General features: G+C 70.0%; 23 protein-coding genes. 12 read left to right on the top strand and 11 right to left on the bottom strand.

What is annotated here, in order from left to right; all coding sequences use genetic code 11:
* Nucleotides 1-181, bottom strand: a 181-nt coding sequence (locus FRAQA3DRAFT_RS36770) for a hypothetical protein (protein ID WP_035920630.1), incomplete at its 3' end; no start/stop codon positions are given.
* Nucleotides 182-560: 379 nt separating this feature from the next.
* Between FRAQA3DRAFT_RS36770 and FRAQA3DRAFT_RS06120 the strand changes: the two genes are divergently transcribed.
* The 4 genes from FRAQA3DRAFT_RS06120 (at nucleotide 561) to FRAQA3DRAFT_RS06135 (ending at nucleotide 4,253) form a co-directional block, all read left to right on the top strand.
* Nucleotides 561-1,322, top strand: coding sequence for an SDR family oxidoreductase (locus FRAQA3DRAFT_RS06120; protein WP_232291939.1), 762 nt, complete (start codon nucleotides 561-563; stop codon nucleotides 1,320-1,322).
* A gap of 142 nt (nucleotides 1,323-1,464) precedes the next feature.
* Nucleotides 1,465-2,655 (top strand): cytochrome P450, encoded by a 1,191-nt coding sequence (locus FRAQA3DRAFT_RS06125; protein WP_009738196.1) that lies wholly within the window; start codon nucleotides 1,465-1,467, stop codon nucleotides 2,653-2,655.
* On the top strand, nucleotides 2,652-2,861 hold the full coding sequence (locus FRAQA3DRAFT_RS06130; protein ID WP_009738197.1) for a ferredoxin: 210 nt from the start codon (nucleotides 2,652-2,654) through the stop codon (nucleotides 2,859-2,861). Before FRAQA3DRAFT_RS06125 ends, FRAQA3DRAFT_RS06130 begins: the two co-directional genes overlap by 4 nt.
* Before the next feature lie 195 nt (nucleotides 2,862-3,056).
* On the top strand, nucleotides 3,057-4,253 hold the full coding sequence (locus FRAQA3DRAFT_RS06135; protein ID WP_157467155.1) for an ABC transporter substrate-binding protein: 1,197 nt from the start codon (nucleotides 3,057-3,059) through the stop codon (nucleotides 4,251-4,253).
* Between the two features lie 444 nt (nucleotides 4,254-4,697).
* On the opposite strand, the gene FRAQA3DRAFT_RS06140 is transcribed toward FRAQA3DRAFT_RS06135, so the two are convergent.
* From FRAQA3DRAFT_RS06140 to FRAQA3DRAFT_RS06150, 3 genes are all read right to left on the bottom strand, one after another.
* A complete protein-coding gene (locus tag FRAQA3DRAFT_RS06140) occupies nucleotides 4,698-5,108 on the bottom strand; it encodes an arsenate reductase ArsC (RefSeq protein ID WP_009738199.1) in 411 nt (136 codons plus the stop codon).
* Nucleotides 5,109-5,164: 56 nt separating this feature from the next.
* Nucleotides 5,165-5,881, bottom strand: a complete 717-nt coding sequence (locus FRAQA3DRAFT_RS06145; protein ID WP_157468049.1) for an MIP/aquaporin family protein — start codon at nucleotides 5,879-5,881, stop codon at nucleotides 5,165-5,167.
* A 74-nt stretch (nucleotides 5,882-5,955) separates the two neighbouring features.
* Nucleotides 5,956-6,492, bottom strand: coding sequence for an ArsI/CadI family heavy metal resistance metalloenzyme (locus tag FRAQA3DRAFT_RS06150; protein WP_009738201.1), 537 nt, complete (start codon nucleotides 6,490-6,492; stop codon nucleotides 5,956-5,958).
* A 99-nt stretch (nucleotides 6,493-6,591) separates the two neighbouring features.
* Here FRAQA3DRAFT_RS06150 and FRAQA3DRAFT_RS06155 point away from each other — a divergent pair, with 99 nt between their 5' ends.
* Together FRAQA3DRAFT_RS06155 and FRAQA3DRAFT_RS06160 are read left to right on the top strand one after the other, a co-directional pair.
* Nucleotides 6,592-7,032 carry a helix-turn-helix transcriptional regulator gene (locus tag FRAQA3DRAFT_RS06155; RefSeq protein WP_009738202.1) on the top strand — a complete coding sequence of 147 codons (441 nt, stop codon included), beginning with the start codon at nucleotides 6,592-6,594 and terminating at the stop codon, nucleotides 7,030-7,032.
* Between the two features lie 148 nt (nucleotides 7,033-7,180).
* Nucleotides 7,181-7,510, top strand: coding sequence for an FKBP-type peptidyl-prolyl cis-trans isomerase (locus FRAQA3DRAFT_RS06160; RefSeq protein WP_009738203.1), 330 nt, complete (start codon nucleotides 7,181-7,183; stop codon nucleotides 7,508-7,510).
* 807 nt (nucleotides 7,511-8,317) lie between these two features.
* On the opposite strand, the gene FRAQA3DRAFT_RS06165 is transcribed toward FRAQA3DRAFT_RS06160, so the two are convergent.
* From FRAQA3DRAFT_RS06165 to FRAQA3DRAFT_RS06175, 3 genes are all read right to left on the bottom strand, one after another.
* Entirely contained in the window at nucleotides 8,318-8,746 is a 429-nt protein-coding gene (locus FRAQA3DRAFT_RS06165) for a MaoC/PaaZ C-terminal domain-containing protein (protein WP_009738205.1), read from the bottom strand.
* The gene (locus tag FRAQA3DRAFT_RS06170; protein ID WP_009738206.1) at nucleotides 8,743-9,273 is read right to left on the bottom strand and encodes a MaoC family dehydratase N-terminal domain-containing protein; all 531 of its coding nucleotides are present in this window, start codon (nucleotides 9,271-9,273) and stop codon (nucleotides 8,743-8,745) included. The genes FRAQA3DRAFT_RS06165 and FRAQA3DRAFT_RS06170 overlap by 4 nt, the downstream gene beginning before the upstream one ends.
* 183 nt (nucleotides 9,274-9,456) lie before the next feature.
* Nucleotides 9,457-10,533, bottom strand: a complete 1,077-nt coding sequence (locus FRAQA3DRAFT_RS06175) for a phosphotransferase family protein (RefSeq protein ID WP_009738207.1) — start codon at nucleotides 10,531-10,533, stop codon at nucleotides 9,457-9,459.
* A gap of 89 nt (nucleotides 10,534-10,622) precedes the next feature.
* Here FRAQA3DRAFT_RS06175 and FRAQA3DRAFT_RS06180 point away from each other — a divergent pair, with 89 nt between their 5' ends.
* From FRAQA3DRAFT_RS06180 to FRAQA3DRAFT_RS06190, 3 genes are all read left to right on the top strand, one after another.
* Nucleotides 10,623-11,720 carry a TIGR03857 family LLM class F420-dependent oxidoreductase gene (locus FRAQA3DRAFT_RS06180; RefSeq protein ID WP_009738208.1) on the top strand — a complete coding sequence of 366 codons (1,098 nt, stop codon included), beginning with the start codon at nucleotides 10,623-10,625 and terminating at the stop codon, nucleotides 11,718-11,720.
* 149 nt (nucleotides 11,721-11,869) lie between these two features.
* Nucleotides 11,870-13,315, top strand: a complete 1,446-nt coding sequence (locus FRAQA3DRAFT_RS06185) for an aldehyde dehydrogenase (RefSeq protein ID WP_035922346.1) — start codon at nucleotides 11,870-11,872, stop codon at nucleotides 13,313-13,315.
* Nucleotides 13,316-13,403: 88 nt separating this feature from the next.
* Nucleotides 13,404-14,531, top strand: a complete 1,128-nt coding sequence (locus FRAQA3DRAFT_RS06190; RefSeq protein WP_009738210.1) for an NDMA-dependent alcohol dehydrogenase — start codon at nucleotides 13,404-13,406, stop codon at nucleotides 14,529-14,531.
* Here the strand turns inward: FRAQA3DRAFT_RS06190 and FRAQA3DRAFT_RS37985 are convergent.
* Nucleotides 14,507-14,629, bottom strand: a complete 123-nt coding sequence (locus FRAQA3DRAFT_RS37985) for a hypothetical protein (protein WP_255346996.1) — start codon at nucleotides 14,627-14,629, stop codon at nucleotides 14,507-14,509. The genes FRAQA3DRAFT_RS06190 and FRAQA3DRAFT_RS37985 overlap by 25 nt on opposite strands.
* Before the next feature lie 56 nt (nucleotides 14,630-14,685).
* On the opposite strand from FRAQA3DRAFT_RS37985, the gene FRAQA3DRAFT_RS06195 reads away from it, so the two are divergent.
* Together FRAQA3DRAFT_RS06195 and FRAQA3DRAFT_RS06200 are read left to right on the top strand one after the other, a co-directional pair.
* Complete coding sequence (locus tag FRAQA3DRAFT_RS06195; RefSeq protein ID WP_009738211.1) at nucleotides 14,686-15,948, top strand: cytochrome P450; 1,263 nt, start codon at nucleotides 14,686-14,688, stop codon at nucleotides 15,946-15,948.
* Nucleotides 15,949-15,994: 46 nt separating this feature from the next.
* A complete protein-coding gene (locus FRAQA3DRAFT_RS06200) occupies nucleotides 15,995-16,603 on the top strand; it encodes a hypothetical protein (RefSeq protein ID WP_009738212.1) in 609 nt (202 codons plus the stop codon).
* Nucleotides 16,604-16,658: 55 nt separating this feature from the next.
* Here the strand turns inward: FRAQA3DRAFT_RS06200 and FRAQA3DRAFT_RS06205 are convergent, their stop codons facing one another.
* Both FRAQA3DRAFT_RS06205 and FRAQA3DRAFT_RS06210 read right to left on the bottom strand, forming a co-directional pair.
* Nucleotides 16,659-17,126 carry a hypothetical protein gene (locus FRAQA3DRAFT_RS06205; RefSeq protein WP_009738213.1) on the bottom strand — a complete coding sequence of 156 codons (468 nt, stop codon included), beginning with the start codon at nucleotides 17,124-17,126 and terminating at the stop codon, nucleotides 16,659-16,661.
* A gap of 369 nt (nucleotides 17,127-17,495) precedes the next feature.
* Nucleotides 17,496-18,575, bottom strand: a complete 1,080-nt coding sequence (locus FRAQA3DRAFT_RS06210; protein ID WP_198287035.1) for a hypothetical protein — start codon at nucleotides 18,573-18,575, stop codon at nucleotides 17,496-17,498.
* 209 nt (nucleotides 18,576-18,784) lie between these two features.
* Between FRAQA3DRAFT_RS06210 and FRAQA3DRAFT_RS06215 the strand changes: the two genes are divergently transcribed.
* Nucleotides 18,785-21,541 carry an ATPase gene (locus tag FRAQA3DRAFT_RS06215; protein WP_009738215.1) on the top strand — a complete coding sequence of 919 codons (2,757 nt, stop codon included), beginning with the start codon at nucleotides 18,785-18,787 and terminating at the stop codon, nucleotides 21,539-21,541.
* 4 nt (nucleotides 21,542-21,545) lie between these two features.
* On the opposite strand, the gene FRAQA3DRAFT_RS06220 is transcribed toward FRAQA3DRAFT_RS06215, so the two are convergent.
* Nucleotides 21,546-24,428, bottom strand: a complete 2,883-nt coding sequence (locus tag FRAQA3DRAFT_RS06220; RefSeq protein ID WP_009738216.1) for a pPIWI_RE module domain-containing protein — start codon at nucleotides 24,426-24,428, stop codon at nucleotides 21,546-21,548.

Raw genomic sequence — 24,428 nt, forward strand, 5'->3', positions numbered from 1 at the left:
GGTGGCCGTGGTCGGACTGCCCGATGACTAATGCGGCGAGCGGGTGTGCGCGGTGGTGGAGCGGGTGCACGGCGGGACCCACCTGGATTTGGCCGAGATGTGACGCCACCTGCTCGCGCTGGGGCTGAGCCTCTACAAGCTGCCCGAGCAGCTCGAGATCACCGACGAGCTGCCCACCCACGGCTCGATGCTGGTGATCTACCACGACGTGGCCCGCCGCTAGCTGCTCTGCCGCACCGGGGCGGACACGTGAGGCGCGCGCGGGGCCGGATATTACCTGGGGCGGGGCCTCGCCGCCACCGCGAGGGGCCGCCACCGCGAGGGGCCGCCACCGCGGTGGGCCGTCGACGCGCTGCGCCGGGCGTCGGCTGCATCGTCATGCACCTGACCGGATGGTCTGAGTCATCTGACGAACGCGTCATCGGAAAAGGGCACTCAAATGCCCATCTCCGTATAAGTTTCCTCACCCCGTGGGATGTGGCATGCTTCACGAATCTGGCAGCGTGTAAACGTCCGGGGAGGTCAATGTGGATCTCGGGATCGCGGATCGTGTCGCGGTAGTGTCCGGCGGTAGCCGCGGCATCGGGCGTGCGGTCGCCGAACTGCTCGCGGCCGAGGGGGTGCGGGTCGTCGTGACCGCCCGCGGCGCCGAGGCGGTCGGCGAGGTCGTGGAGACGATCCGCAAGAACGGCGGCGTCGCGCACGGCGTGGCGGCGGACATGACGGTCGCCGAGGAGATCGAGCGGGTCGTGGCGCAGGCCCGGGAGCAGTTCGGGCCGCCGGACATCGCCGTCAGCAACGTCCACGGCCCCGGTCCCGGCGACTTCTTCGACCTCACCGGGGACGACTTCGCCCGCGCCTTCCGGGAGATGACCCTCAGCGTCGTCCACCTCACCCGGCTGGTCGCGCCCGCCATGCGGGAACGCGGCTGGGGGCGGCTGGTCAACATCGGGTCGGGCGCGGCCAAGGAGCCGCCGCCCGAGCTCAAGCACATCCTCGCCAACACCGTGCGGGCGTCGGTGGTGACGCTCAACCGCTCGCTGGCCAACGAGTTCGGCCGCGACGGCGTCACCGTCAACACCATCGGCACCGGCTTCATCGCCACCGACCGGATGTGGGACTACGTCGGTGGGGTCGGGGCGCAGCGCGGCCTCGCGCCCGCCGACATGATGACCCAGTTCAGCACCGGTATCCCCGTCGGCCGCCCGGGACGCCCGGAGGAGATCGCCGCCGTCGTGGCCTTCCTCTGCTCGTCCTGGGCCGGCTACGTCACCGGTCAGCTCATCCCGGTCGACGGCGGAGCGCTGCGCTCGGCCTTCTGACCGGCATCGTTCGCCGGCCACCGCTCGGCGCGGCCGGCGTGTCCCGCATCGACCAACGCAGCCAGCGGACCAACGCAGCCAGCGGACCAACGCAGCCAGCGGACCAACGCAGCCAGCGGACCAACGTACCCAGGGAGGCCAGATGTCGTCGGCCGGAGAATCCCAGCCCCTCACCTTCGAGGACCTGCCCGTCCGCGACGACCGGGACGCCGCATGGCGGCTCATCCGCGAGCACGGGCCCATCGTCCAGCTCGAACCCGACGTCGCGCTCACCGATCACGCGCTCGTGGAGGCCGCGTTCCGCAATCCGGCGGTGTTCTCCTCCCGGCAGGCCTTCGACACCCTCGGCAGCCCGCTCCCGCTGGTCCCCATCGCGTTCGACCCGCCGGAGCATGCCCGCTACCGGCACATCCTGCAGCCCTTCTTCAGCCCGCGCAGCATCAGGCCCCTGGAGCCGGAGTTACGCCGGCAGCTCGCCGAGCTCATCGCGCCGCTGCCGGCCCGGGGGGAATGCGACTTCGTCGCCGAAGTCGCGTCGGTCTTCCCGGTGCAGGTCTTCCTGACCTTCTTCGGGCTCCCGATGGAGATGCGCGACCAGTTCGTCGCGTGGAAGGACGCGATCCTCGCGTTGAGCGACCCGTCCGGGGTGATCAGCTCCGACGAGGCCGACCTGCGCCACGCCGGCGAGCTGTTCACCTACCTGTCCGAGCTGGTGGCCGCCCGCCGCGGGGTTCCCGGCCCGGACGTGCTCAGCGAGCTGCTGTGCCTGGAGGGCTCCGACGCGCTCACCGACGCCGAGGTGATCGGCCTGTGCTTCCTGTTCGTCCTCGCCGGCCTGGACACGGTGACCGACGCCCTGGGCTTCGGAATGGAGCGCCTCGCGCGCAATCCCGACCGACGTCAGGAGATCGTCGACGACCCCACCCTCGTCCCCGCCGCCGTGGAGGAGCTGCTCCGCCTCGACCCGCCGGCGCCGTTCGTGCCGCGGATCACCACCGCGGCGACCGACCTCGGCGGGCGCACGCTGCCCGCCGGCACCCGGGTCACCGCCTACATCGCCGCGGTCAACCGCGACGAGGCGCGCTACCCCGATCCGTACACGATCGACTTCCACCGCGGCGACAACCCGCACGCCAGCTTCGGCGTCGGCGTGCACCGCTGCCTCGGCTCCCACCTCGCCCGCCTCGAGATGCGCCTGGTCTACGAGGAGTGGCACCGGCTCATCCCGCACTACGACATCGCGCCCGGGTTCTCGCCCGCGGTGAAGTTCCCCCGCGGCACGGTCGGCCTGGAGGCCCTTCCGCTCATCCTCACCCCGGGCGGGGCGCGATGAGGGTCGCCATCGACCACGAGCTCTGCGTCGGGCACGGGTTGTGCTACATGCTCGCCCCCGACGTCTTCCGCGACGACGACGAGGGCTACGGCCAGGTCGTCGCCGACGGCCCGCTCACCGCCGGCCGCGTCGAGGGCGCCCGGCGAGGCGCCGGGTCGTGCCCCGAACGCGCGATCACCCTCACCGCCGACCCCACCGGCGGCTGACCGCCTCCTGACCGCCTCCTGACCGACGGCGGCGCCCGGTGGGGGTCGCGGTGCGTGGCGGCGCGCCCGTCCGCGGCATCCCGATTTCTCCGCTCACGCCCGTGGCGTGGGGGAGGCGCTGGATACGACAACCCGATGAAGATGAAGAAGGGCACCTGAGTGAAGCGCCAGATATTACGACCGGTGGTATGTCTCGTGGCTCTGGTCCTCGCGGTCGCCGCGTGCGGCAGCTCGGGGGGCGGTTCCGGCGGCGGTTCCGGGGGCGGCGCCTCGGCGGCCCCCGCGGCGCCGAAGTCGCCGGCGCCGACCGGCAGCCCGCTGGTGATCGGCTCGGTGGGGCAGTACAGCGGGTTCGCCGGCGTCATCTCCAAGGCGACGCCGGACGCGGTGCAGGCGTGGGCGCAGTGGACCAACGACCGGGGCGGCATCAACGGCCACCCGATCAAGGTCGTCGTCCGCGACGACGGCAACGACCCGGCCAAGGCCCTGGCCGCCGTCAAGGGGATAGTCGAGAACGACAAGGCCATCGCGCTCGTCGGCACCCACGCCTCCGGCCTGGAGTCGGCCTGGAAGGACTACATCGAGTCGAAGAAGATCCCGGTGATCGGTGGTTCCGCCACCGCGGCGCTGTGGCTGACCGACCCGAACTTCTTCCCGACCTCCGACACCGCCGTCAACTACGTCGTGTCCGAGGTGAACGCCGCCAAGATCGCCGGTAAGAAGAAGCTCGGCATGGTCGTCTGCGCCGAGCTGCCCGCCTGCGCGCAGGGACTCACGCTCGCCGGCGGCATCGCCACGAGGCTGGGCCTGCAGTTCGCCGCCGGCCTGGCGATCTCGTCGTCGTCGCCCAACTACACCTCCCAGTGCCTCAACATGCGCTCGGCCGGAGTGGACTCGATCATCCTCAACAGCTCGGGTGAGGTCAGCGAGCGCTTCGTCGCGGACTGCGCGAAGCAGAACTACCGGCCGCAGCTGATCTCGCCGGGCCAGAGCTTCCTCGACAAGCTGCTGGACAACGCCAACTACGACGGCGCCTACATCGCGAACGACTCGTTCAACTGGTTCGGCGACGCCCCGGAGACGGCGGACTTCCTCCAGGCGATGAAGACCTACAAGCCGGACACCCCGCTCAACGCCAGCGCCAGCGCCGGCTGGGCCGCGGGCGTCATGTTCGGCAAGGCCGCCGCGAAGATCGGACCCAGCCCGACCTCCGCGGACCTCTACGCCGGGCTCTACGCCCAGCCGGCGAAGAACACCCTCGGCGGCCTGATCCCGCCGACCACCTACGCGAAGGACAAGCCGGCGGTCTCCGTCCCGTGCGGCTGGTACGGAGTGATCAAGAACGGCAAGCTCACCACTCCCCACGGCGCGGGCGCCATCTGCGTCGAGTAACGGCAGCGGCGAGCCCGTGCCGGTGGGAGCCCCCCGCCGGCACGGGCTCGCGCGGGCCAGCTCCACCGCCTGCGGCACGCGCCGGACGATACATAGTCGCCATGTCAGATTTGGTGACGTTCCGCCTACGGAGTAGGGGGACCTCCGCTCGCTCCGCCCGCCGTGGGGAGCGGGGGCGCACCCTCCCGCCCCACCCGGCCAGGGGGAGGAACGGTTGCGGGATCGCGTTGGCGTGGCGGTGTAGGGGCTACCGAGCCCGACTTCGCACGGTAACGGCGCCGGTGGCGATGTGAGGTGAGCCGGTAGGACTCGGTGTTGTGTGACAGATCTGTTAGAAATGGGAGGGGTCGGTGGCCATCGGCCCGCGGGCCGCGGCTGCCATCCGGGTACAGCGCCGCGGCCCGCTCATCGTTCGGCCCCGGCAGCCCCGGTCAGGTGGCCCGGTCAGGTGGCGGCGGGGAGAAGCTCGGCGAGGAGTTCGTCGATGCGGGTGCGGATCTCGTCGCGGATCGGGCGGACGGCGTCGATGCCCTGGCCGGCGGGGTCGTCGAGCTTCCAGTCCTCGTAGCGCTTGCCCGGGAAGATCGGGCAGGCGTCGCCGCAGCCCATGGTGATGACGACGTCGGAGGCCTCGACGGCGTCCACGGTGAGGATCTTCGGGGTCTGGTCGGTGAGGTCGATGCCGACCTCGGCCATGGCCGCGACCGCGGTGGGGTTGATCCGGTCGGCGGGGGCGGAGCCGGCGGAGCGGACCTCGACGCGGTCGCCGGCGAGATGGGTGAGCCAGCCGGCGGCCATCTGGGAGCGGCCGGCGTTGTGGATGCAGACGAACAGCACGGACGGTTTCGCGGTCATCGAGGAATGATCCTTTCGTGGGGTGGATGCTGCGTCGGCCGGCCGAGGCAGGTCGCTCACGAGGCGCCCCGGCGCGCCCGCGGCTCGGCGCCGTTTCCGCTGGCCGCCGGGTCGGGAGGGGGCAGCAGGATCTGCGCGGTCTGGGCGCGGGCCGCGGCCGTGGGCGGGTAGAACAGCCGGACCAGCCCGCAGCCAACCGCCCCGCCGACGGCCTGCGCGGCGATGAACGCCGGGGTGGAGGCGGGGGCGATCCCGGCGAAGCTGTCGGAGAACATCCGCCCGAGGGTGATCGCCGGGTTCGCGAAACTCGTCGAGCTGGTGAACCAGTACGCCGCCCCGATGTAGGCGCCGACCGCCGCCGGGGCCCGTTCGGCCCGCCCCGACCGGGCCAGCGCGAAGATCAGCAGGATCAGCCCGGCGGTCGCGACGACCTCGGCGAGCAGATGCGCCCCCGACGCACGGTGGTGCGTCGCGATCGACACCGCCGACCGGTCGAACATCAGGTTCGCCAGCACCGCCCCGGCGACACAGCCGGCGACCTGCGCGGGCAGGTAGGCGGCGGCGTCGCGCCACGACAGCCCGCCGAACGCGGCGTCGACGAGGCTGACGACCGGGTTGACATGCGCCCCGGACACGGGGCCGACCATCAGGATGACGGCGAACAGGCCGGCGGCGGTCGCCGCGGCGTTCTCCACCAGCTGCAACCCGACCTGGCCCGGACTGAGCTGGACCGCGGCGATCCCCGACCCGACGACCAGGGCGGTCAGCAGCATGCTGCCCACCGCCTCGGCGGCCAGCCGCCGCGCCAGCGCCGGCCGACCATCCTGCTCGATGTCCGCCACGGGGTTCAGCGGGTGCCGGCGGGCGCCGGTTCGATCGCGACGTCGACGGTGTCGGCGGTGGTGTCGGCGGCCGGGCCGCAGTCCACCCCCGGTCCGCAGGCGCAGGCCGACCCCGGGCCGCCGCCGGGCTCGACCATCCGCAGGGTCGGCATCGACCCGTCGACGACGTCGGACAGCACCGTGTAGACCTCCCACGGCGCGCCGTCGGGGTCGTCGACCCAGACCTTGTCCTGCACCGCGTAGCAGCAGGCGGTGTTCTCCTCGACCGCGGTTTCCAGGCCGGCGCCCGCCAGCCGGGTCGTGGCGGCGGTGACCTCCTCGGTGGTCTCGACCTCGATGCCGAGATGGTTCAACGCTCCCGCGACACCGCTGCCGCGGACGTCCGGGTTCTCGATCAGCACCAGCTTCAACGGCGGCACGTCGACCGCGAAGTTCGCGTACCCCGGCCGACGCTTCGCCGGCTGGACCCCGAACAACTTCGAGTAGAACTCCACCGCCGCGTCCACGTCGGACACGTTCAACGCCAGCTGCATCCGCGCCATCACGATCACCTCACACATTGACAGTCGTCTATGTCCTGGCGGACGGAGCATGTCCGCAGACATAGACCGCTGTCAATCCCTCGTGGCATGCTGGACCTCATGGCCACGACCTCGATGCCCGCCCCCGCGGCGTCCACCGACCGGCCGGACTCCGCCGGCGGCGACCTGGCCGGCGCGCTCGGGGCCTGCTGCACCCCGCTGGCCGCCGCACCCCTGTCCGCCCACGACGCCGACCAGCTCGCCGCCGTGCTCAAGGCCATCGCCGTCCCCGCCCGACTACGACTCCTGTCGATGATCTACGCCCGCGGCGGCGGCGAAGCCTGCGTCTGCGAACTCACCGAACCCCTCGGGCTGACCCAGCCGACCGTCAGCCACCATCTGAAGGTCCTCGTCGACGCCGGCCTGATCAGCCGGGACAAACGCGGCGTCTGGGCCTACTACCGCCCGGTGCCCGGCGCCCTCGCCGCCCTCGGCGCACTGTTCAACCCCCAGCCCGGCGCCACCACCGGCACGCCGTCGGAGAGCTGCGCGCAGTGCTAGTGCGGTAGGTCGACTGACATACTTCCCCCGACACCCCCGGTTGTCGTCCGCGGGTGTGCGGAGGTCCGCGGCGGCGGTTCGTCCGGCTCTGGCCGGGGTGGGTCTGCTGCCGCAGGACTGGTCCCATCATCGAGGAAAGGCTGGTTGCGTGGGCGTATCGATTGAGATCCTTTCGCCGGGGGACGGCAAGACCTTCCCCAAGAAAGGGGACGCGGTGACGATTCACTATGTCGGCACCTTGCTCAGCAACGGAAAGAAGTTCGACTCCTCCCGTGACAGGGGAGAGCCGTTCAGGACCGAGATCGGTGTCGGCAGGGTGATCAAGGGGTGGGATGAGGGGGTCCCCCAGCTGTCACTCGGCGAGAAGGCGGTGCTCACCATCACACCTGACTACGGGTATGGCCCCAGGGGCTTCCCGCCCGTCATCCCGCCCAATTCCGACCTCGTCTTCGAGGTGGAACTACTCGGGATCGGGTGACATGACGGCATCGGACGACCGATAGGAGATCGGCTCCGGGGTCGCGCAGTGGCCGCCAGCCGTCAATCGTCCAGACGGCGGTGAAGCTGTGGCGGCCCCGGCACGTCGAGGTTCCTGCGCGTGAGCGTGGACAGCCCGACCGCGGGCGTCCGCCGAACGTGGTGCGCTGGGAGATGGCGGTGCGCCAACCCTCGCACCCACCTTCCCGGCCACCAACTCCCTTCCCGGCCACGACCTTCCCGGCCACGACCTTCCCGGCCACGACCTTCCCGGCCACGAAGCGGCCAGATGGTGCCGAGAGATAAGTGCGGCAATCGGTGCAGGACCCGGCGATTCCCGGGACTATCCCTCGGCACGATTCCGGACGGACCGATCGCGCAGGAATGTGGCAGTCGAGTGGCCAGAACCCTGACTGTGGGAAACCGGCAACCGGCAACCGGGCAATGGGTAACCGGTAACCGGCTGCCAGGCGCCGCCGGCCTGAACTTCGAGTCGTCCGGGGAGCGCGCCGGGGGAGTGGACCGTGGGCGAGAAGGATCCGCGGCCCGGCCGTCGCCCTTGTGTCGGACCGCGGATCCCCCGGCCGCGCCCGTCGCCGAGGTCGTCGACTCTCGCCAGCGGGCGCCACCGAGTCTTTGGGGAACTTCGCCGGACGGGAGGCCTGCGGGCCGGCGCCCGCGGTCAACCCGACCCGGGAGTCAGGCCGGCGGCCGTGCGGAAGGCGCCGGAAGCTTCCCCGGCACGCCACGGTCGCCGGCACGCCACGGTCGCCGGCCCGCCACGGTCGCCGGCCCGCCACGGTCGCCGTCAGCGTGGCAGCAGGAACTCCGCGGCGCCGGCGATGGCCACCCCGCCGGTCTGGCGGGCGCAGCTCAGATCCACCGAGACCAGCCGGCCGTCGGGCTGTTCCTCGATGGCCGTCACCACCCCGGAGCAGGTCAGCACGTCGTCCGGCCAGACCTGCTCGCGGAAGCGGACGTGGAACCGGCGGACGTTCTCCGCCCCCAGCCAGTCGGTGGCGAAGGTGGCCAGCAGGGCCGCCTGGTGCATCCCCTGGGAGAACACCGACGGGTAGCCGGCGCGCTGGGCGAACGTGTCGTCGTAGTGCATCGGGTTGAGGTCGCCGGACGCACCCGAGTAGCGCACGAACATCTGCCGGGTGAGCGGGCCGAACGAGCGGGGTTCGGGGGAGGAGCCCACCGCGAGGTCGGCGAGGATGGTTCCGGGGGCCGTCATGCCTTCTGCTCCGTCCCCGTGGCCCCGTCAGTCCTGGGCTCGTCGGTCTTGGGCTCCGCGGTCTTGGGCTCCGCGGTCTTGGGCTCCGCGGTCTTGGGCTCCGCGGTCTTGGTGGCCTTCGCGGTCTCGATGTAGGTCGCGCGGCCCTCGGCGACCAGGGTGCCCGCCTCGTCGCGGAACTCGGTGACGATGACGGCGAACTTCATGGTGCCCCCGCGCCGGCCGGGCTTCTCGTACCGCTCGGCGAGGCGCTCGGCGGCGTAGAGGGTCTGCCCGGCACGCGGCGGCGGGCCGTGGAAGATGTACTCCTGCTCGCCGTGTAGCAGCCGGCGGCGATCGAACCCGTGCGGCACGCGGGCGCCCTCGGGCGCCCAGCGGTTGGCGTTGATCAGGAACGTCGGCGGGACCACGGCGTCCGGGTGCTGGTATTCCGGCGCCTCGGACTGCATGGCGAGGGCGAACTCACGGATCTTGCCGCGTTCGATCGGGAACTCCCACGCGGCGCCCGCCTCGCTGGGTGCGCTCATCACTGCTCCGTCGGGTCGTCGGTCGAGGTGGTCAGGCGGTGCGCCCGGGGTCGCTATCCAACCGACCCGTCGCCGGGCGGCGCCGTCGTGCTGCTCGCTGCGCCACCGTGACGTGCTGCACGCTAGCAGGAGGGAGAGCAACTATCTAACACTGCCGTCATTTCTGTCCGCGGGCGGCGCAGGTCAGGCAGCGACGCGGTCGAGGCCGCGGCGGATCATCCTGATGGTGCGGCGGGCGTAGGCGGACGCGACCCGTTCCGGCAGCCCGCCGCTGGTCATCAGCAGCACGCCGAGGCGGCTGTTGATCAGCGTCATGACGGTGGCGGCGAGCAGCTCGTAGTAGTCGATGTGCTCGACCGGTCGGCCGGACAGCTCCTGGTAGCGGGCGATGATCGCGGCCCGGTCGGGTACACCCTCCAGGCGGGTCAGCCGCTGGGCCTCGCAGAGGAAGTCCTCGAACATCAGCCACCAGCCGAGGTCGATGCCGGGCGGGCCGACGGTGGCCGTCTCCCAGTCGAACATCGCCCGCACGGACAGGTCGGCGCCGAAGCTGATGTTGCCGACCCGGGCGTCGCCCCACACGATGCCGGCGGACGGGTCGTCGGGCCGCTCGCGCAGCAGGTGGTCCACGGCGGCGGCGACGGTGTCGGGCTCCCAGCGCAGGCTCGGCTGCGCCCAGGTGTGCCAGTCGCGCAGCGCCGCCAGGTAGCGGTCGAGCGCGGTGCCACTGCCCGCGGGCGTCAGGAAGTCGAAGCCGTCGCGCACGTCGATGCGGTGCAGCGCGACCAGGGAGGTTAGCGCGTTGTCGTGCATCACCGAGCGCTGCGCCGGGCTGAGCTCGACCGTCCAGCCCTCGGCGTGCCAGCTCGGGACGTCACCGGGCACCCGGCCGTCGACCCGGCCCATCAGGTAGAACGGCGAGCCCAGCACGGCGGGATCGGGCTCGATGTACCAGATGGTCGGCACCGGCACGCCCGGGTGCGGGGCGAGCGCCTGCATGATCCGCGCCTGGCGGACCGCGTCGGGGGTCACGAAGAGCTGGTGGCCGGTGGGCTCGATGCGCAGCACGAGGTCCTCGCCGCGCCGCGGGCCGTCCGGCGGGGTCCAGGCCAGGTGCAGGTAGAGCGTCTCGTTGGAGTAGCCGGCCTTGGGCGAGGTCAGGGGCGAGATCTCCACGTCGGTGGCGCCGTGCCGATCCTGCAGCCACCCGCGCAGGACCTCCCGGGTCTCCTCGAGATCACGTCGTGCCGTGGTGGCCATCCTGACTCCTTCCGCCCGCGTGCCCCGGTTGCCGACCGCCCGGACCGGCTGATCGCCCAGATACTAGACACGGATGTCAGAATAGGGGCATGACGACGAACAGGGACCGCGATCTCGCCGGCGCCGCCCGGGTGGCGGACCGCCTCGGCGCCTACGTGCTGCCCGGCCGGGTCGCCGATCCGCGGCCCGCGATCGGCCAGGCGCAGACCGCCGAGCACCTCGGGCTCGGCACCGTATGGCTCAGCGAGCGGTGGGGGACGAAGGACTTCGGGGTGCTCGCGGGCGCCATCGGCCAGGCCACCAGCCGGGTGCGGATCGCCTCGGGCATCACGCATTTCCTCGTCCGTCACCCGACCGTGCTGGCCTCCACGGCGATGACCGCCCAGGCGCTGACCGGCGGTCGCCTGCTGCTGGGCTTCGGGCGCTCCGTCGGCCCGATGTGGAAGGCCGTCGGCCTGCCGGCGATGACCAACCAGGTGCTCGTCGACTCCGCCGACATGCTGCGCCGGCTGTGCCGGGGCGAGAAGGTCTCCTACGACGGTCCCGCCGGGCGCTTCCCGGTCATGCGCCTCGGTGACCTGCCCGACGTCGCGCCGCCGGAGCTGGTGTTCGCCGCGATCGGCCCGAAGAGCCTCGCGCTCGCCGGGGCGCACTTCGACGGCGCGCTGCTGCACCCCTTCCTCACCCCGGAGGCCGTCGCCCGCTCGGTGGCGATCGTGCGCAAGTCCGCGGCCGAGGCGGGGCGTGACCCGTCGACGGTGAAGGTGTACGCCACCGTCGTGGTCGCCCCCGACCTCACGCCCGAGGAGGAGACGGCGGTGGTGGGCGCGCGGGCGGTGACCTACTTCCAGATCCCGGGCTTCGGCGAGCGCCTCGCCGGGGTGAACGAGTGGGGCGTCGAGCCGCTGGCGGCGCTGCGCTCCCACCCGCTGATGGCCGGCCTGCGCGGGTCCGCCGACAACGTCTTCACCCGCCACCAGCTCCTCGACGTCGCCGGCACCCTGCCCCCGTCGTGGTTGACCGACGCCGCCGCGGTGGGCTCCGCGGGCACGTGCGCCGCCCGCCTCGACGACTACCTCGACGCCGGCGCCGACGAGCTGGTCCTGCACGGCTCGACCCCGGAGCTGCTCGGCCCGGTCCTGCAGCACTTCGCCGCGCGAACCCCGGCGAACACGGCCGGTGCGTAGTCCGCGCGGGTACTGTTTGCACATCGGTGACATGAACGCCAGAATTAAGTGATCATACGGTCGGGCGGGAGCCCGGGCGTCGTCCTGCTCGGGCCGGTCCGGTCGTGGCCCGGCCGCCCGACCTGATCATCAGTGGGAAAGAGACCTCCTTGTACACCCACGAGAATCTCTTCATCGGCGGCTGGGTGCCGCCGGCCTCGTCCCGGGTGATCGACGTGTTCTCCCCGGCGACCGAGGAGCCGATCGGGCGCGTGCCGAGCGCCTCGATCGCCGACGTCGACGCGGCCGTGCAGGCCGCCCGCGGCGCCTTCGACGCCGGCCCCTGGCCGGCTCTCGACCCGGCGGAGCGCGCGCAGATCGTCGGCCGGCTCGGCAAGGCGATCCGGGCACGGGCGGAGGAGTTCGCCGATCTGATCTCCGCGGAGGTCGGCTCGCCGCGGGCGTGGTCGACCCTCGGCCAGGTCGGGATCGCCACCGCCGTGTTCGCCACCTACAGCGGCATCGGGCGCAGCCACGAGTGGGAGACGACCCGCAAGGGCGGCTTCGGCGGCCCGGTGCGGGTGCGACAGGTGCCCGTCGGCGTGGTCGGCGCGATCGTGCCGTGGAACGCGCCGCTGTTCGTCGCCGCGCTCAAGCTCGCCCCGGCGCTGCTGGCCGGCTGCACCGTCGTGCTCAAGCCGGCCCCCCAGACCCCCCTGCACACCTACCTGCTCGCCGAGGCGGCCGAGGCGGCGGGCCTGCCCCCGGGCGTGCTGTCCATCGTCCCCGGCGAGGCCGCGGCCAGCGAGCACCTGGTCCGCCATCCCGGCGTCGACAAGATCAGCTTCACCGGGTCCACGGCGGTCGGGCGCCGCATCGGCGAGCTGTGCGCGCGCGACCTGCGCCGCTGCACGCTGGAGCTCGGTGGCAAGTCCGCGGCGATCCTGCTGCCCGACGTCGACCTCGGCACGAGCACCGTCGAGGCGATCGTCGGCGGGGCGATGTCCAACGGCGGGCAGATCTGCGTCTCCCAGACCCGCGTGCTCGCCCCCCGCGAGCGCTACGACGAGGTCGTCGACGCCCTCGGCGCCCGCATCGGCGCGCTCACCGTCGGCGACCCGCGCGACCCCGCCACCGAGGTCGGCCCGCTGATCTCCAGCCAGGCCCGCGAGCGGGTCGAGGGCTACCTGAGCTCCGCCGAGGCCGACGGCGCCCGCCTGGTCACCGGCGGCGGCCGACCCAAGGGCCTCGACCGCGGCTGGTACGTCGAGCCGACCCTGTTCGCCGGCGTGGACAACGGCATGCGGGTCGCCCGCGAGGAGATCTTCGGCCCGGTCATGGTCGTGATCCCCTACGACGGCGTCGACGACGCGGTGCGCATCGCCAACGACTCCGACTACGGCCTGGCGGGCGCGGTCTGGACGACCGACGTCGAGGCCGGCGCCGCCGTCGCCGCCCGCATCCGCGCCGGCGGCGTCGGGGTGAACTCCAGCGCGGGGATGGACCTCGGCAGCCCGTTCGGCGGGTTCAAGCAGTCCGGCATCGGCCGCGAGGGCGGTCCCGAGGGGCTGGCGGCCTACACGGAATACCAGTCGATCATCCTGCCGGCGGGATGAACCCCCGGCGGGCCGACCGGCCGCCGCCCCAGCGCCGAACCACCGACCAGTACCGGACCGCCGGTAGCGACGAGAGGACCACACGACAGTGCAGACCAAGGCCGCGGTGCTCTGGGAGCCGAACGCCCCGTGGGCGGTCGAGACGATCGAGCTCGACCCGCCCAAGCACGACGAGGTGCTGGTCGAGCTCCACGCCTCCGGTATCTGTCACTCCGACGAGCACCTCGTCACCCGCGACATGCCCTTCCGCATCCCCTGCATCGGCGGGCACGAGGGCGCCGGGGTCGTGCGTGAGGTCGGCGCGCACGTGTCCTGGCTGAAGCCCGGTGACCACGTCGTGTTCGGGTTCATGCCGTCGTGCGGTCGCTGCCCGTCCTGCTCGACCGGCCACCAGAGCCTGTGCGACCTCGGCGCCAAGCTGTACAGCGGGCGGCACATCTCCGACGACGGCTACCGCCACCACGCCAAGGGCGAGGACATCTCCACCGCCTGCCTGATCGGCTCGTTCGCCCACCACACGGTGGTCAACGAGGCCAGCGTCATCAAGATCGACAACCACTACCCGCTGGACCGGGCCTGCCTGCTCGGCTGCGGGTTCGTCACCGGCTGGGGCTCGGCGGTCTACGCCGCCCAGGTCCGCCCCGGCGACGCCGTGGTCGTCGCCGGGGTCGGCGGCATCGGCGGCGCGGCCATCCAGGGCGCCAAGCTCGCCGGCGCCAAGGTGATCGTCGCGATCGAGCCGGTCGAGACGAAGAAGGACAAGGTCCTCGAGCTCGGCGCCACCCACGTCGCGACCTCCTGGCAGGAGGCCCCGGCGGTCGTCGCGGAGGCGACCTGGGACCGCGGCGCCGACGTGTTCATCTGCGCCATGGGCGTCGGGGACGGCAAGCTGATCAAGAAGGCCCTGCGGATGACGGCCAAGCGGGGCACGCTCGTGGTCACCAACATCCACCCGGCGACGGAGACGTCCATCGACGTCAACCTGATGGACCTCACCCTCACCGAGAAGCGCATCATCGGCACCCTCTACGGCTCGGGCAACCCGCGCGCCGACATCCCCAAGCTGCTCGAACTGTCCAGCCTCGGCCAGGTCGACCTCGACGTGATGGTGTCGCGGACCTACCCCCTCGACGGCATCAACGACGCGTTCGCCGACCTGCGCGCCGGCACGAACCTGCGCGGCGTGCTGCGCTACCCGGCCGCCGACGCCGCCTGATCCGTCACCCGCTCGCCGCCACCCAGCTCGCCGCCACCCAGCTCGCCGCCACCCAGCTCGCCGCCACCCAGCTCGCCGCCACCCGTCCGAACGACCACCGGAGCGCGCCGCACCCATCCCGCGGTGTCGCCGCACAGCACGAGGAGAACCGGCCATGAGCCTGATCGCTGACGTCGACCTGGACGATCTCGACTGGTGGACCCGGCCCGCGGCCGAACGCGACGCCTACTTCGCGAGCGTGCGCGCGTCCGGGGAACGCCCGTACTTCCCCGAACTCGACCTCGCCGGCAACACCCGGGGCCGCGGCTTCTACGCGGTGACCCGCTACGCCGACGTGATGGAGGTCAGCCGCCGGCCCGAGGACTTCTGCTCCGGCGAGGGCACCAACATCTTCGACCAGCCGCTGGACCTGCGGGAGTTCTTCGGCTCCATCATCGCGATGGACAACCCGCAGCACGCCCGCCAGCGCCGGATCATCTCCCGCGGATTCACCGCGAAGAACCTGGAGGCGCTGCGCGCCAACGTCGGCCAGGTGACCCGGGAGGTCCTCGGGACGGTGGCGGAGAAGGGCGAGTGCGACTTCGTCACCGAGGTCGCCGCCCTGATCCCGCTGCGCATCGTCAACGACATGATGGGCATCCCGCGCAGCCAGGAGCAGTTCGTCTTCGAGTCGACCAACAAGCTGCTCGGCGCCAGCGACCCGGAGTACGTCCCGGACCAGAGCCCGCGCGGGGTCGCGAAGAACCTGTCCCGGGTCGGCGACGACTTCGCCGAACTGCTGCGCGAGCTCGCCGCCGACCGGCAGCGCAACCCTGGCGACGACCTCATCAGCCTCCTCGTCGCCGCGGAGGGCGAGAACCTCACGGCGCAGGAGCTCGCCTCCTTCTTCATCCTGCTGGTCGGCGCCGGCAACGAGACCACCCGCAACGCCATCGCGCACGGCCTGCTCGCGCTGACCCAGTACCCCGACCAGCGGGCGCTGTGGGCCTCCGACGTCGACGGTGTCACGCCGACGGCCGTCGACGAGGTGGTCCGCTGGGCGTCGCCGGTGCTGCATATGCGCCGCACCGTCACCGCCGACGGCGTGCGCCTCGGCGACCAGGAGTTCCGCGAGGGCGACAAGCTGGTGCTGTGGTACCGCTCGGCCAACCAGGACGAGTCGGTGTTCCCCGACGGCACCCGGTTCGACGTGCGCCGCGACCTCACCCCGCCGCACCTCGGCTTCGGTGCCCCGGGCCCGCACTTCTGCCTGGGCGCGCACCTCGCCCGACTCGAACTGTCCGTGGTGTTCAAGGCGCTGTTCGAGTACCTTCCCGACATCCACGCCGTCGAGGAGCCGCAGTTCCTGCGGACGAACTTCCTCCACGGCATCAAGCACCTCAAGGCCGCCTACACCCCGACCACGGTCCGCGCCTGACCGCCCTCGAGGCGCATGCAATGCCACCCACACCCCTGGAGGCCGTGTGAGCCATCCCCGCGAAGAAGTGGAAGCAGCATTCAAGAACTACTACTTACTCGGGCCGGTCGCCGAGGACTGGAAGCGCTGGGCGCACGAGTGCTTCACCGAGGACGCCTGGTACAAGGACCACTACTGGGGCACGTTCAACGGCCAGGACGAGATCGAGGAGTACCTCGACGTCACCATGTCCTGGTCGCCGGGCACCTACACGCCGCTGATCTGGTACACGATCGACGGTGACACGGTGGTCTGGAAGGGCATCAACTGGGCCGACAACTACAAGGTGCCGGGCGGCCCCAAGGTCGGCGCCGAGTCGATCCAGATCCTGGAGTACGCCGGCAACGGGCAGTTCAAGTCCGAGGAGGACTACTGGATTGCCTACGAGATGAAGCGCTTCGGCAAGTGGTACGCCGAGTTTGGCCAGCCGTACACGCCCGGCGACATCAAGCTGACCCGCGACGACTGGGGCACCTGGGTCGACTGGGCCCGCCCCGAGCCCGGCCACGTGCCGCGCCCGTCCTGGGTGGACCGCCCGGGCCTGAAGCCGACGTTCAACGTCAAGGAGATCGGCTTCGGCGTGCGTAACCCCACCCTCGACGACCCGATCGAGTAGCCCGCCCCTGGCCGGGGCATCGTCCCGCGGTGCCCCGGCCGTCGCGCGTGGCGGGTTAATCCGCGGGCAGCACGCTCAGCCCGGCCGACCACAGCGGCAGCGGCGGCGGCGGGCAGGGGTGCTCGACGATCCCGCGCTCGGCGAGGTACGTGCGCCAGGCGGTCTTGTCCAGGAACGGATGCCCGACCCCCATGATCACCCCGTACATCTCGCAGCCCTCGGGCCCGGCCTCCCAGGGGCCGAAGGTGTCGCCGTACTCGAGCATGATGTGCGCGCCGGGACCGCAGACATGCGTGCCGTCCGAGACCTGCCCGCGGGTGACGAAGATCGAGTGATCCCCGTGGTGGCCGTGCCGGGGCGTGATCGCGCCGGGATCCCACTTGTTGTAGAAGCAGACGTAGCGCGGCGAGAGCTGGATCCACGCCTCCTGAATTCGCGCGATCCGCCCGTCCGGATACTCCAGCCGGGTCACGTCGAACCAGTGCGCGTCATCCAGGAATTTTACAACCGGTCCACCGTACATCTCCTGGCCCCGCTTTCCGTGGCAACAATGCAAAAACTGATCGAATATTAACGCGGAGCATTGCCTGCAGCCAGGGATCGGTCATCCATCTGCCGATTCGTGCTGCGTCCCAGTGCTACTTTCACGGGGCCGGTCAATCGATGGCTCTAGTCGGTTGGGCTGGCCATTCGCGGGTGAGGATGGAGTAGAGGAGGCTGTCGCGGCAGACGCCGCTGGTCTGGACGTGGTCGCGTCTCCCCTCAACGTTGCGTAGTGCCGTCCAGGCGCGTGCTTCGCCCAGAGGAGCTCAACGGTCGCCGGTGCCGCCGCCTCCGCCAGCGCCGGAACGGGAGTAGATCTGGGTGATGGGCATGTCTGATTTCTCCTCTTCTAGCGTCCGTCGGTCACCTGTCGAGTCGAGTTGGTGATTCTTAGCAGGCGGAGACACTCCGTGCGCAGCAGGTCGGCGGACCTGCCCGGGACGGAGGTGACACGTCGGGCGACCGGGGCGCTGGGACGCGCCGTCCAGTCGAACTGGGCCGCCAGAGGCACAGCCGGATCCAGGACTCTGCCGTACCGGACGACGGCCTCACCCAGCGAGTTCGGTATGGCGGCGGATACCGGGCTGGCCAAGTACACCGCTTTCCCGGTGGCTGCGGCGTAGGCGGTCAGTGCACCGTGGTCACCCACGATGTAGTCTGCTGCCGCAGCAGAGACTTGCCAGGGCTGCTCAGGACGTAGGAATCGTACCTTGGTGCGCACCACGGACCCAGCCCACGCCAGCACCTGGCGTCTCCCATGCCATACCCAAACGTCCGGGTGCAGGTGGCAGACCAACCGGTCGCTCCGTGTCGGCGGATCCATGGCGATCCGCCTGAGCAGGGCCGGTGTTCTACCGAGCAGAGAGTCCGGTCCCCGAGTCGACACCACGAGACCCAGTCGCTGGTCGTGGGGGATCCCCAGCTGCTCCCGGTAGGCGTCTCGGTGGGCGAGGGCACCGAGCAGATGGTCATATGTGGGGTCGCCGACGACGGTGGCGCATCGTCCGCTGTTCGGCGAAGCGGCCCTTAGCGCGGCGACGGCTGCGTCGTGCGGCAAGCCGATGACCACGGCGTCGAAGTCATCCGCCCGTTGGCGGAGCAAGCCGTTAAGGGCCGGGATGCAGCGCCTGCCGTTGTGGTCGACGATTTCACCCCGCGTAGACACCTCAGGTAGCAGCAACAACGCTCCACGCAGTGTGCCGATGCTGGTTGGACTGGCTGCAATCACTAGATCGAACCGCTCGTTGACCGCGCATTCCCAAGGGGTGGTGAGGGCGTCTGCGGCGGCGAGGAAGTCCACGACCCTGTTGTCGGCGGGCCCCGGAGGCTGGGTGAACACGACCTGGACACCTGGTTCGTCCTCGACAGCGCGTGCTGCCGCGAGTAGCCGCTCGCCCGCCGCGACGCTGTGCACGACAACCAGCGCCACCCGTCGTACCCTATACGTCTGCACTCCGCTTGTGGCTGACCACCACGGCGTCAAGCTGTGCAGATTCCGCAACCCCATCTTGTCTTCCCTCCTACGCAGTGATTCGGACAAGGGCAGTGTGGTTGCCGGGTGTGGGGGAACTGTGGGGAAAGCGTGGAGACCCGGATTGGGGCTGCGGAAGGGCACGCGGTCTGGTTCACTTGACTGTGATGAACGAGCCCTCGATCGATCTGCAGGTCCTCGGTAGCGTGCGACTACTGGTGGATGGCATGCCGGTGCGGCTGGAGCCACGCCAGCTCACTGTGCTGGCTATCGCTGCAGTCTCCGGCGGCAAGGTTGGTTTCGGTGAACTGGGCAGCCGCTTCGGGACGGATTCCGCAGCGACCCTGCGTTCCTACGGCGCGAAGCTGCGGGCACGCGCAGGCGTCGAGCTGGTGAAGAAAAATGAGCGTTCGATTCTGCGACTAGCGCTAGGCTCGAAGGAGGTCGACCTCTGGCGGTTTCGCGACAAGCTCGTCGAAGCGAAGGGACTGCCAGTGCACCGGAAATTGCCTCTTCTCATCGCGGCCGCAGAGTTATGGCAAGGGCCCCCGCTGGCCGACCTTGACCCGCAGTGGATAGGCCAAGAGACAGCGGGGCTGCGAGCCGAGGGGCGTCGGTTCTTTGTGGATTTGATCAGGATCTGCATGGAACAGGAAGGTGCGGAAAAAGCCGCCGCGTACGCGGAGCGTGCCAACGAGCTGTTCATGGACGACGGTGAGATCCGGTCTGCGCTCTGGCACATGTGGGCCCGGTGCGGTCGAGTACAGGCCATCATCGATGACCTGCATAGACGCGAAGAGGCGTCCAGCAAGTCGGGTCCGCCGCCCGCCGCATTGCGTGCGGAGGCCGAGCCGCTCATAGATCAGGCGCGGCTGGTGGCCAAGGCAGTGCCGGTGGGATCGCCACAGCAACTGCCGCCCGTCCAGACGGACTTGCGAGGTCGGGATTTCGACCTCGCTGTGCTGGGGGAGCTGATCGCCCCGGACGGCGCGGTCCGGGTCGTCACCGTCTGCGGACTTGGCGGCCTGGGCAAGACGGAGCTGGCGGTGCATTGGGCGCACAGCGCAGCCGAGCACTTCCCAGACGGGGTCCTCTTCGCCGACATGAGGGGCTTTTCCCCGGCAGGTCCAGAAGTGGAGCCCGCAGTCGTGCTGACGGGGTTCGCCAAGGCTCTAGGCATCCCGGGAGTCGACGTGGGCGGTGGTGACGTGCTGGCCGCGTACCGGACGGCGGTGAACACTCGCGCTGTGCTGGTCGTCATCGACAACGCTCGCGACCATCGGCACGCCGCGGACCTGGTAGCGGCGGGCGAGCGCAGCCGCACGATCATCACGACACGGGCGACAGTCACCGCCCCGGCCGTCGCGGGCGGAAAGGTGCTGCCTTTGCGTCCAATCGCGCTGGAGGCGTGCCTGGCCGTGCTGCGCGAGGCTGTCGGTGCCGCCCGGGTCGATGGGGAGCCCTTTGCGGCCCGAGATCTTATGAAAGCATGCGAGGGAATTCCGCTAGCGGTCAAACTCGTCACGGCACAGGCCCGCCTCAACTCGGGGTCCATCCTGAAAATGCTCCTTGCGAGGCTGGGCTCGCCGGCCGCGCTGCTGGGCGCTAAACCCGACGGGGAAACGGCATTGCGTGATTCGCTGAGCTTGTCCTACGCGCCGCTCTCACCTGCGGCAGCGGGGGTGCTGCAAGTCATCGCAATTCATCCTGGGCCCACTGTCGATCTGGATGTCGTCGTCTTCCTGTCCGGTCTCCCGGGGCACGCAGCGCACGACGCCATCGATGAACTCCTACGCGGTAGTCTGCTGGACCCTTTGCCGAATAACCGGTTCCGCCTGCACGACCTGGTTCGGGCGTTCGCGTTGGAGCGCGCGACCGAGGACCGGGAAGAACTGGGCCTAGCTGAAGTGCGGGAACGGCTGCTGGGATGGTTGCTGGCAGCCGCTCGTCGGTGCGACCGCGCACTCCGCTCGGGCCGGGAGCTCCCAGACGACCTCATCGCGGACGAGGGCGCACCGCTTCCCGCTCCCACAGACGAGGCCGGTGGGACGGATTGGTTCAACCGCGAGCATGACACCCTGCTAGCGGTGCTGGAATCGTCGGATTTCGCGCCGTTGTCGGCCTACCGATGGCGCCTGCCGCTGGCGTTGTGCTCCTACCATGTCCGCAACGGCCCCTGGCTCACTGCGGAACGTCTGTTAATCTTGGCTTGCAAGATCGAAAAAGGCGAGTTGGATGGGCGGGAACGCGTTCGGTACCAAGCCGTTTGCCACCGTGTTCTGGGCAACCTTCAGCGAAAGCTGCACAAGACCGGTACGGCGGAGCTTAATCTGAGGACCTCGATCGACCTTGCTATAAGCATCGACGAGTTACTTGAGGTAGCCAATGGGCATCAGCAGATGGGTGTCCTCCGGGAGGACATGGGGCAGTGGGAGGAGGCGCGTCACCATGCGACGACAGCGGGACGCATCTACGCGGACCTAGGGGACGAGCGTGGCGTGGCAGCCACTCTTCCCACCGAGATCCACTGCCACCTCGAGCTGGGGGAACCGGAACACGCGGTCGAGCGAGAGGCGGTCGCCGTCGAGGTGATGGCGCGAGCAAGCACCCCTTACAACCAGGGGGCTCTCCATCGTGTCCTGATGAGGTGTCACATGCTGTTGGAGAATTACACCGACGCCGTCGCCCACGGGGAGGCGGCACGTGCCTGCTACGTCGACTCCGGGGCGCGGATCAACGAGGCGCGGGTGCTCGCCGGGCTGGCCCAGGCATACCGTGCAGCGGGGCATACTGAGGACGAGCGGGACGCGTTGCTGAGCTGCCTGGCCATCTATCGGCAGGTGTCGCAGACGGACGCCGAGGACAAGCAGATAATCAAGGCTGCGGAGAATCGGATCAAGAAAGCGGTCAAAGGCGGTGAGTGAGGGCTCAGGGCTCTGGGACACTGGCGGGTAGATCGTCCGGCGACTCGGGGTCAGGCGCGGCCTCCTCATCCACCTCCCACATTGGCAGGATGTACTCCTGTGCTTTCTGGGCAAGATGCAGCGGCAACGGTCGACGGAGCGCGTTGCGATAGTCAGGCGCTTGCCTCAGCTGGTGGACGGCCATCGCCAGAGCGCGTGGATCGTCGCCTTCACTGGGATGGCAGGCGAGCACCGCGATCTCCACAAGGCCGGGGTTCCACGCGGATCGGTCGATATCGATGGTCCACTGCCCGGCACGCTTGCCCGTGCGGATGCTCCTACCGTTCAACTTGTGTGCCTCCACCGCGGACCTCATCGCAGTGGAAGCTTTTGATGTGGTGCTGTAGAAGATCCTGCAATCTTCCTGATCACCACTCTCCCAGAGGTCGGCGGGAAGGCCGTTCACGCCTTCGGAACTGGCGACACCCCACCACGGAGGAGTCTCCCGTTGGTCCCCGGTGCGCAGCCTCACCAGTCGTAGCCAGGAGTTCGGGCGACCTGCGGGTGCGGCACCGGTACGGATGAGGTCCCGCTCCACCCGGCCGTCCTGCACCCACGTCCACGAACGCCTGATGTTCTGCGCATCGACGAGGAGAACGGTGGGCCTTCCACGCACCTGATCCGAGTTGAGCACCCGTTGGAGAAACTCCTCTGTGGCGACACGCTGTTCCTCCAAGTCTCGTGACCAGTCGAACCACGGCGTGTCGTCTTCATCTGCATCGGCCATGTCGTGGTCCGAGACCGCGGCGAGGGCCGGCAGCCGGGTCAGGTAGCGTGAATACGCCGTCCAAGCCCCCAGTCCGCCGATCGCCTCGGCATCCCAGCCCAGCACCGCATTCGGTCCGTCGCTCCCAGGACGCACCAGCACTGCGACCGGGAACTTACCTTTGGCCGAGTACGCGGTGCTGCCGCGAGCTTTCGTCGCCATCCAGACAGCGAGATATTGGGTCTGTGCTCGTAGGCCGGCCGGGATGTCGGTGAGCGGAACGACTGTGGCGCCCAGTTGCCGAATCGCGTCCATCCAGGAGGACTCGGCTGCAGAGGGCAGCGACTTCGCTGCGCGCGACGATCCGGGGGAAACAATGAACTGAGTGGCCACCCCGCTGTCCGCCGCGCCGAGCCGCAGTGCGAACTTGGGATCGTCCAAGCTGCGGAACACCTTCTTGCCCAGGATCTCGACGATCGCAACCGAGGGTACCGTCGCGTTCGCGCCGTCTTTGGCCAAGAAATCACTCATATCCGCGCGACGCTTGCGGATCGCTTGGGCGGCCCGGTCGGCTCGACCCTTGACGGGTTGGTGGGCCACTCCTAGGCTGTCCGCCAAACCGTTGTCCATGCGCAGGCAGTGCAGCGTCACCGCCAACTCCGGTGTGTGCCACTTCAGCATAATGGGATTCCCGCGGCCGCTGCGGTCGTGGGCCTGCACGGTCACCTGGCTTGCTCCACCGTCGCCGTCAAGGCCGAGTACCGTCGCGAGGGCGGCGACCACCGCGTCTCGGACCTGTTCCGAACGCCACAGCAACCGGGCGGCAAACTCCGGAGCGCCGGACCACTCCGTGCAGAGCAGAGCCAGCGACGCGCGACGACTGCGCTGGAGCGCGATCTTGGCCGCGGCGGTGCGTTCAGAGGAGCCCCCTTGTCGGGCATTGGTCGGTTTGGCGGCGGGTAACGGTGATCTGGTCAGGTCGCCAACACGGACCAGGTCCGGTGCGAACGCCTGCTCGGCCCACTCGACCAGGCGCGATCGCTCGTGCGACATGTACCCGACGCCCACGCCATGCTCACCCATGTGCGTGTTGTGGACGACCAGCGCGTCGACCTCTTGATCTCCCCCGAACCACCGCTGCGGATCGCTGAGGAGGCTCGCCAGTTCAGGGAAGAGGCGGTTGCTCGACGCCAGCCGCTTCATCAGAAGCGCGGGATCTCCGGTCCGCCACATGTGCTCGTCTCCGCGTTTGACGACGTGCGCCACGCTGTAACGGTCGCTGGCCGGAACGCCGGGAAGCCATGGCTGCAAAGGGCGCAGGTACACGGCGCTACCCCGACGGAAGCCCAGCCGCAAAAGTCCGGTCTTCGGGTCAGGATGCGTAGCCCATCGGCGCACGCTGAAATGCACATGTACGCGGGGACGAGGGTGAAACGGCATCGTCTGCAGGGTGACGTTGACGACCACCGAGAACCACCATCGGAGGCCCTTCTTGCCCTCATGGTGGAGGGGCTGCGACATTAGCTCGGCCCCCTGTGAGCGGGCGCGTCGCGCCACCGAGCGGAACCGCAGGGCATGCTCACCGGAGTCGTAGAGCGTCAGCTCCTGGATGCGCCTGGCGAAATGCTGGGTTGTGAGCAGGTACTGCACATCTGTCGGCTGCGCGGTTCCGCCGCTGCTGAGATCGCACCCCAGTAGCGGGACATCCTGTCGACGCCAGACGGGAGCATGGACGCGCAGAGCGTCGCATACCTGGGCGACCGCCTTGGCGTGCTCAGGTTCTGGTTGCAGTTCCTCGATCCAGTAGTCCAGGACCCGCAGCAGGACCGGCACCGGCAGCGGCCCACCAGGCTGATCTACCGGGCAGTACAGCCACACCCTCGGTTCGGCGGCGGTCGCGGCCGCCGCCGCGCGAGGTAGCACCCCAAGACGCAGATCCAGGGCTTGCAGCAGAGAGTCCAGGCGACTGGTCGGCGGTACCAATGCGCGGGCGCGGCCCTTTCGGGTGAGGTTGTAGAGGTCGAGCACCCGCGTGGCGACCTGCTCGGGGAACTCCAACGTGTGAAAGCCGACGGTGAGCCCGTGCTGGTCTCCGGCGGGCTCGTACGCAGCCCGGCGGATCGCCGTGTAGCGCTCAGCCAT

The sequence above is a fragment of the Frankia sp. QA3 genome (assembly GCF_000262465.1).
Taxonomy (GTDB): domain Bacteria; phylum Actinomycetota; class Actinomycetes; order Frankiales; family Frankiaceae; genus Frankia.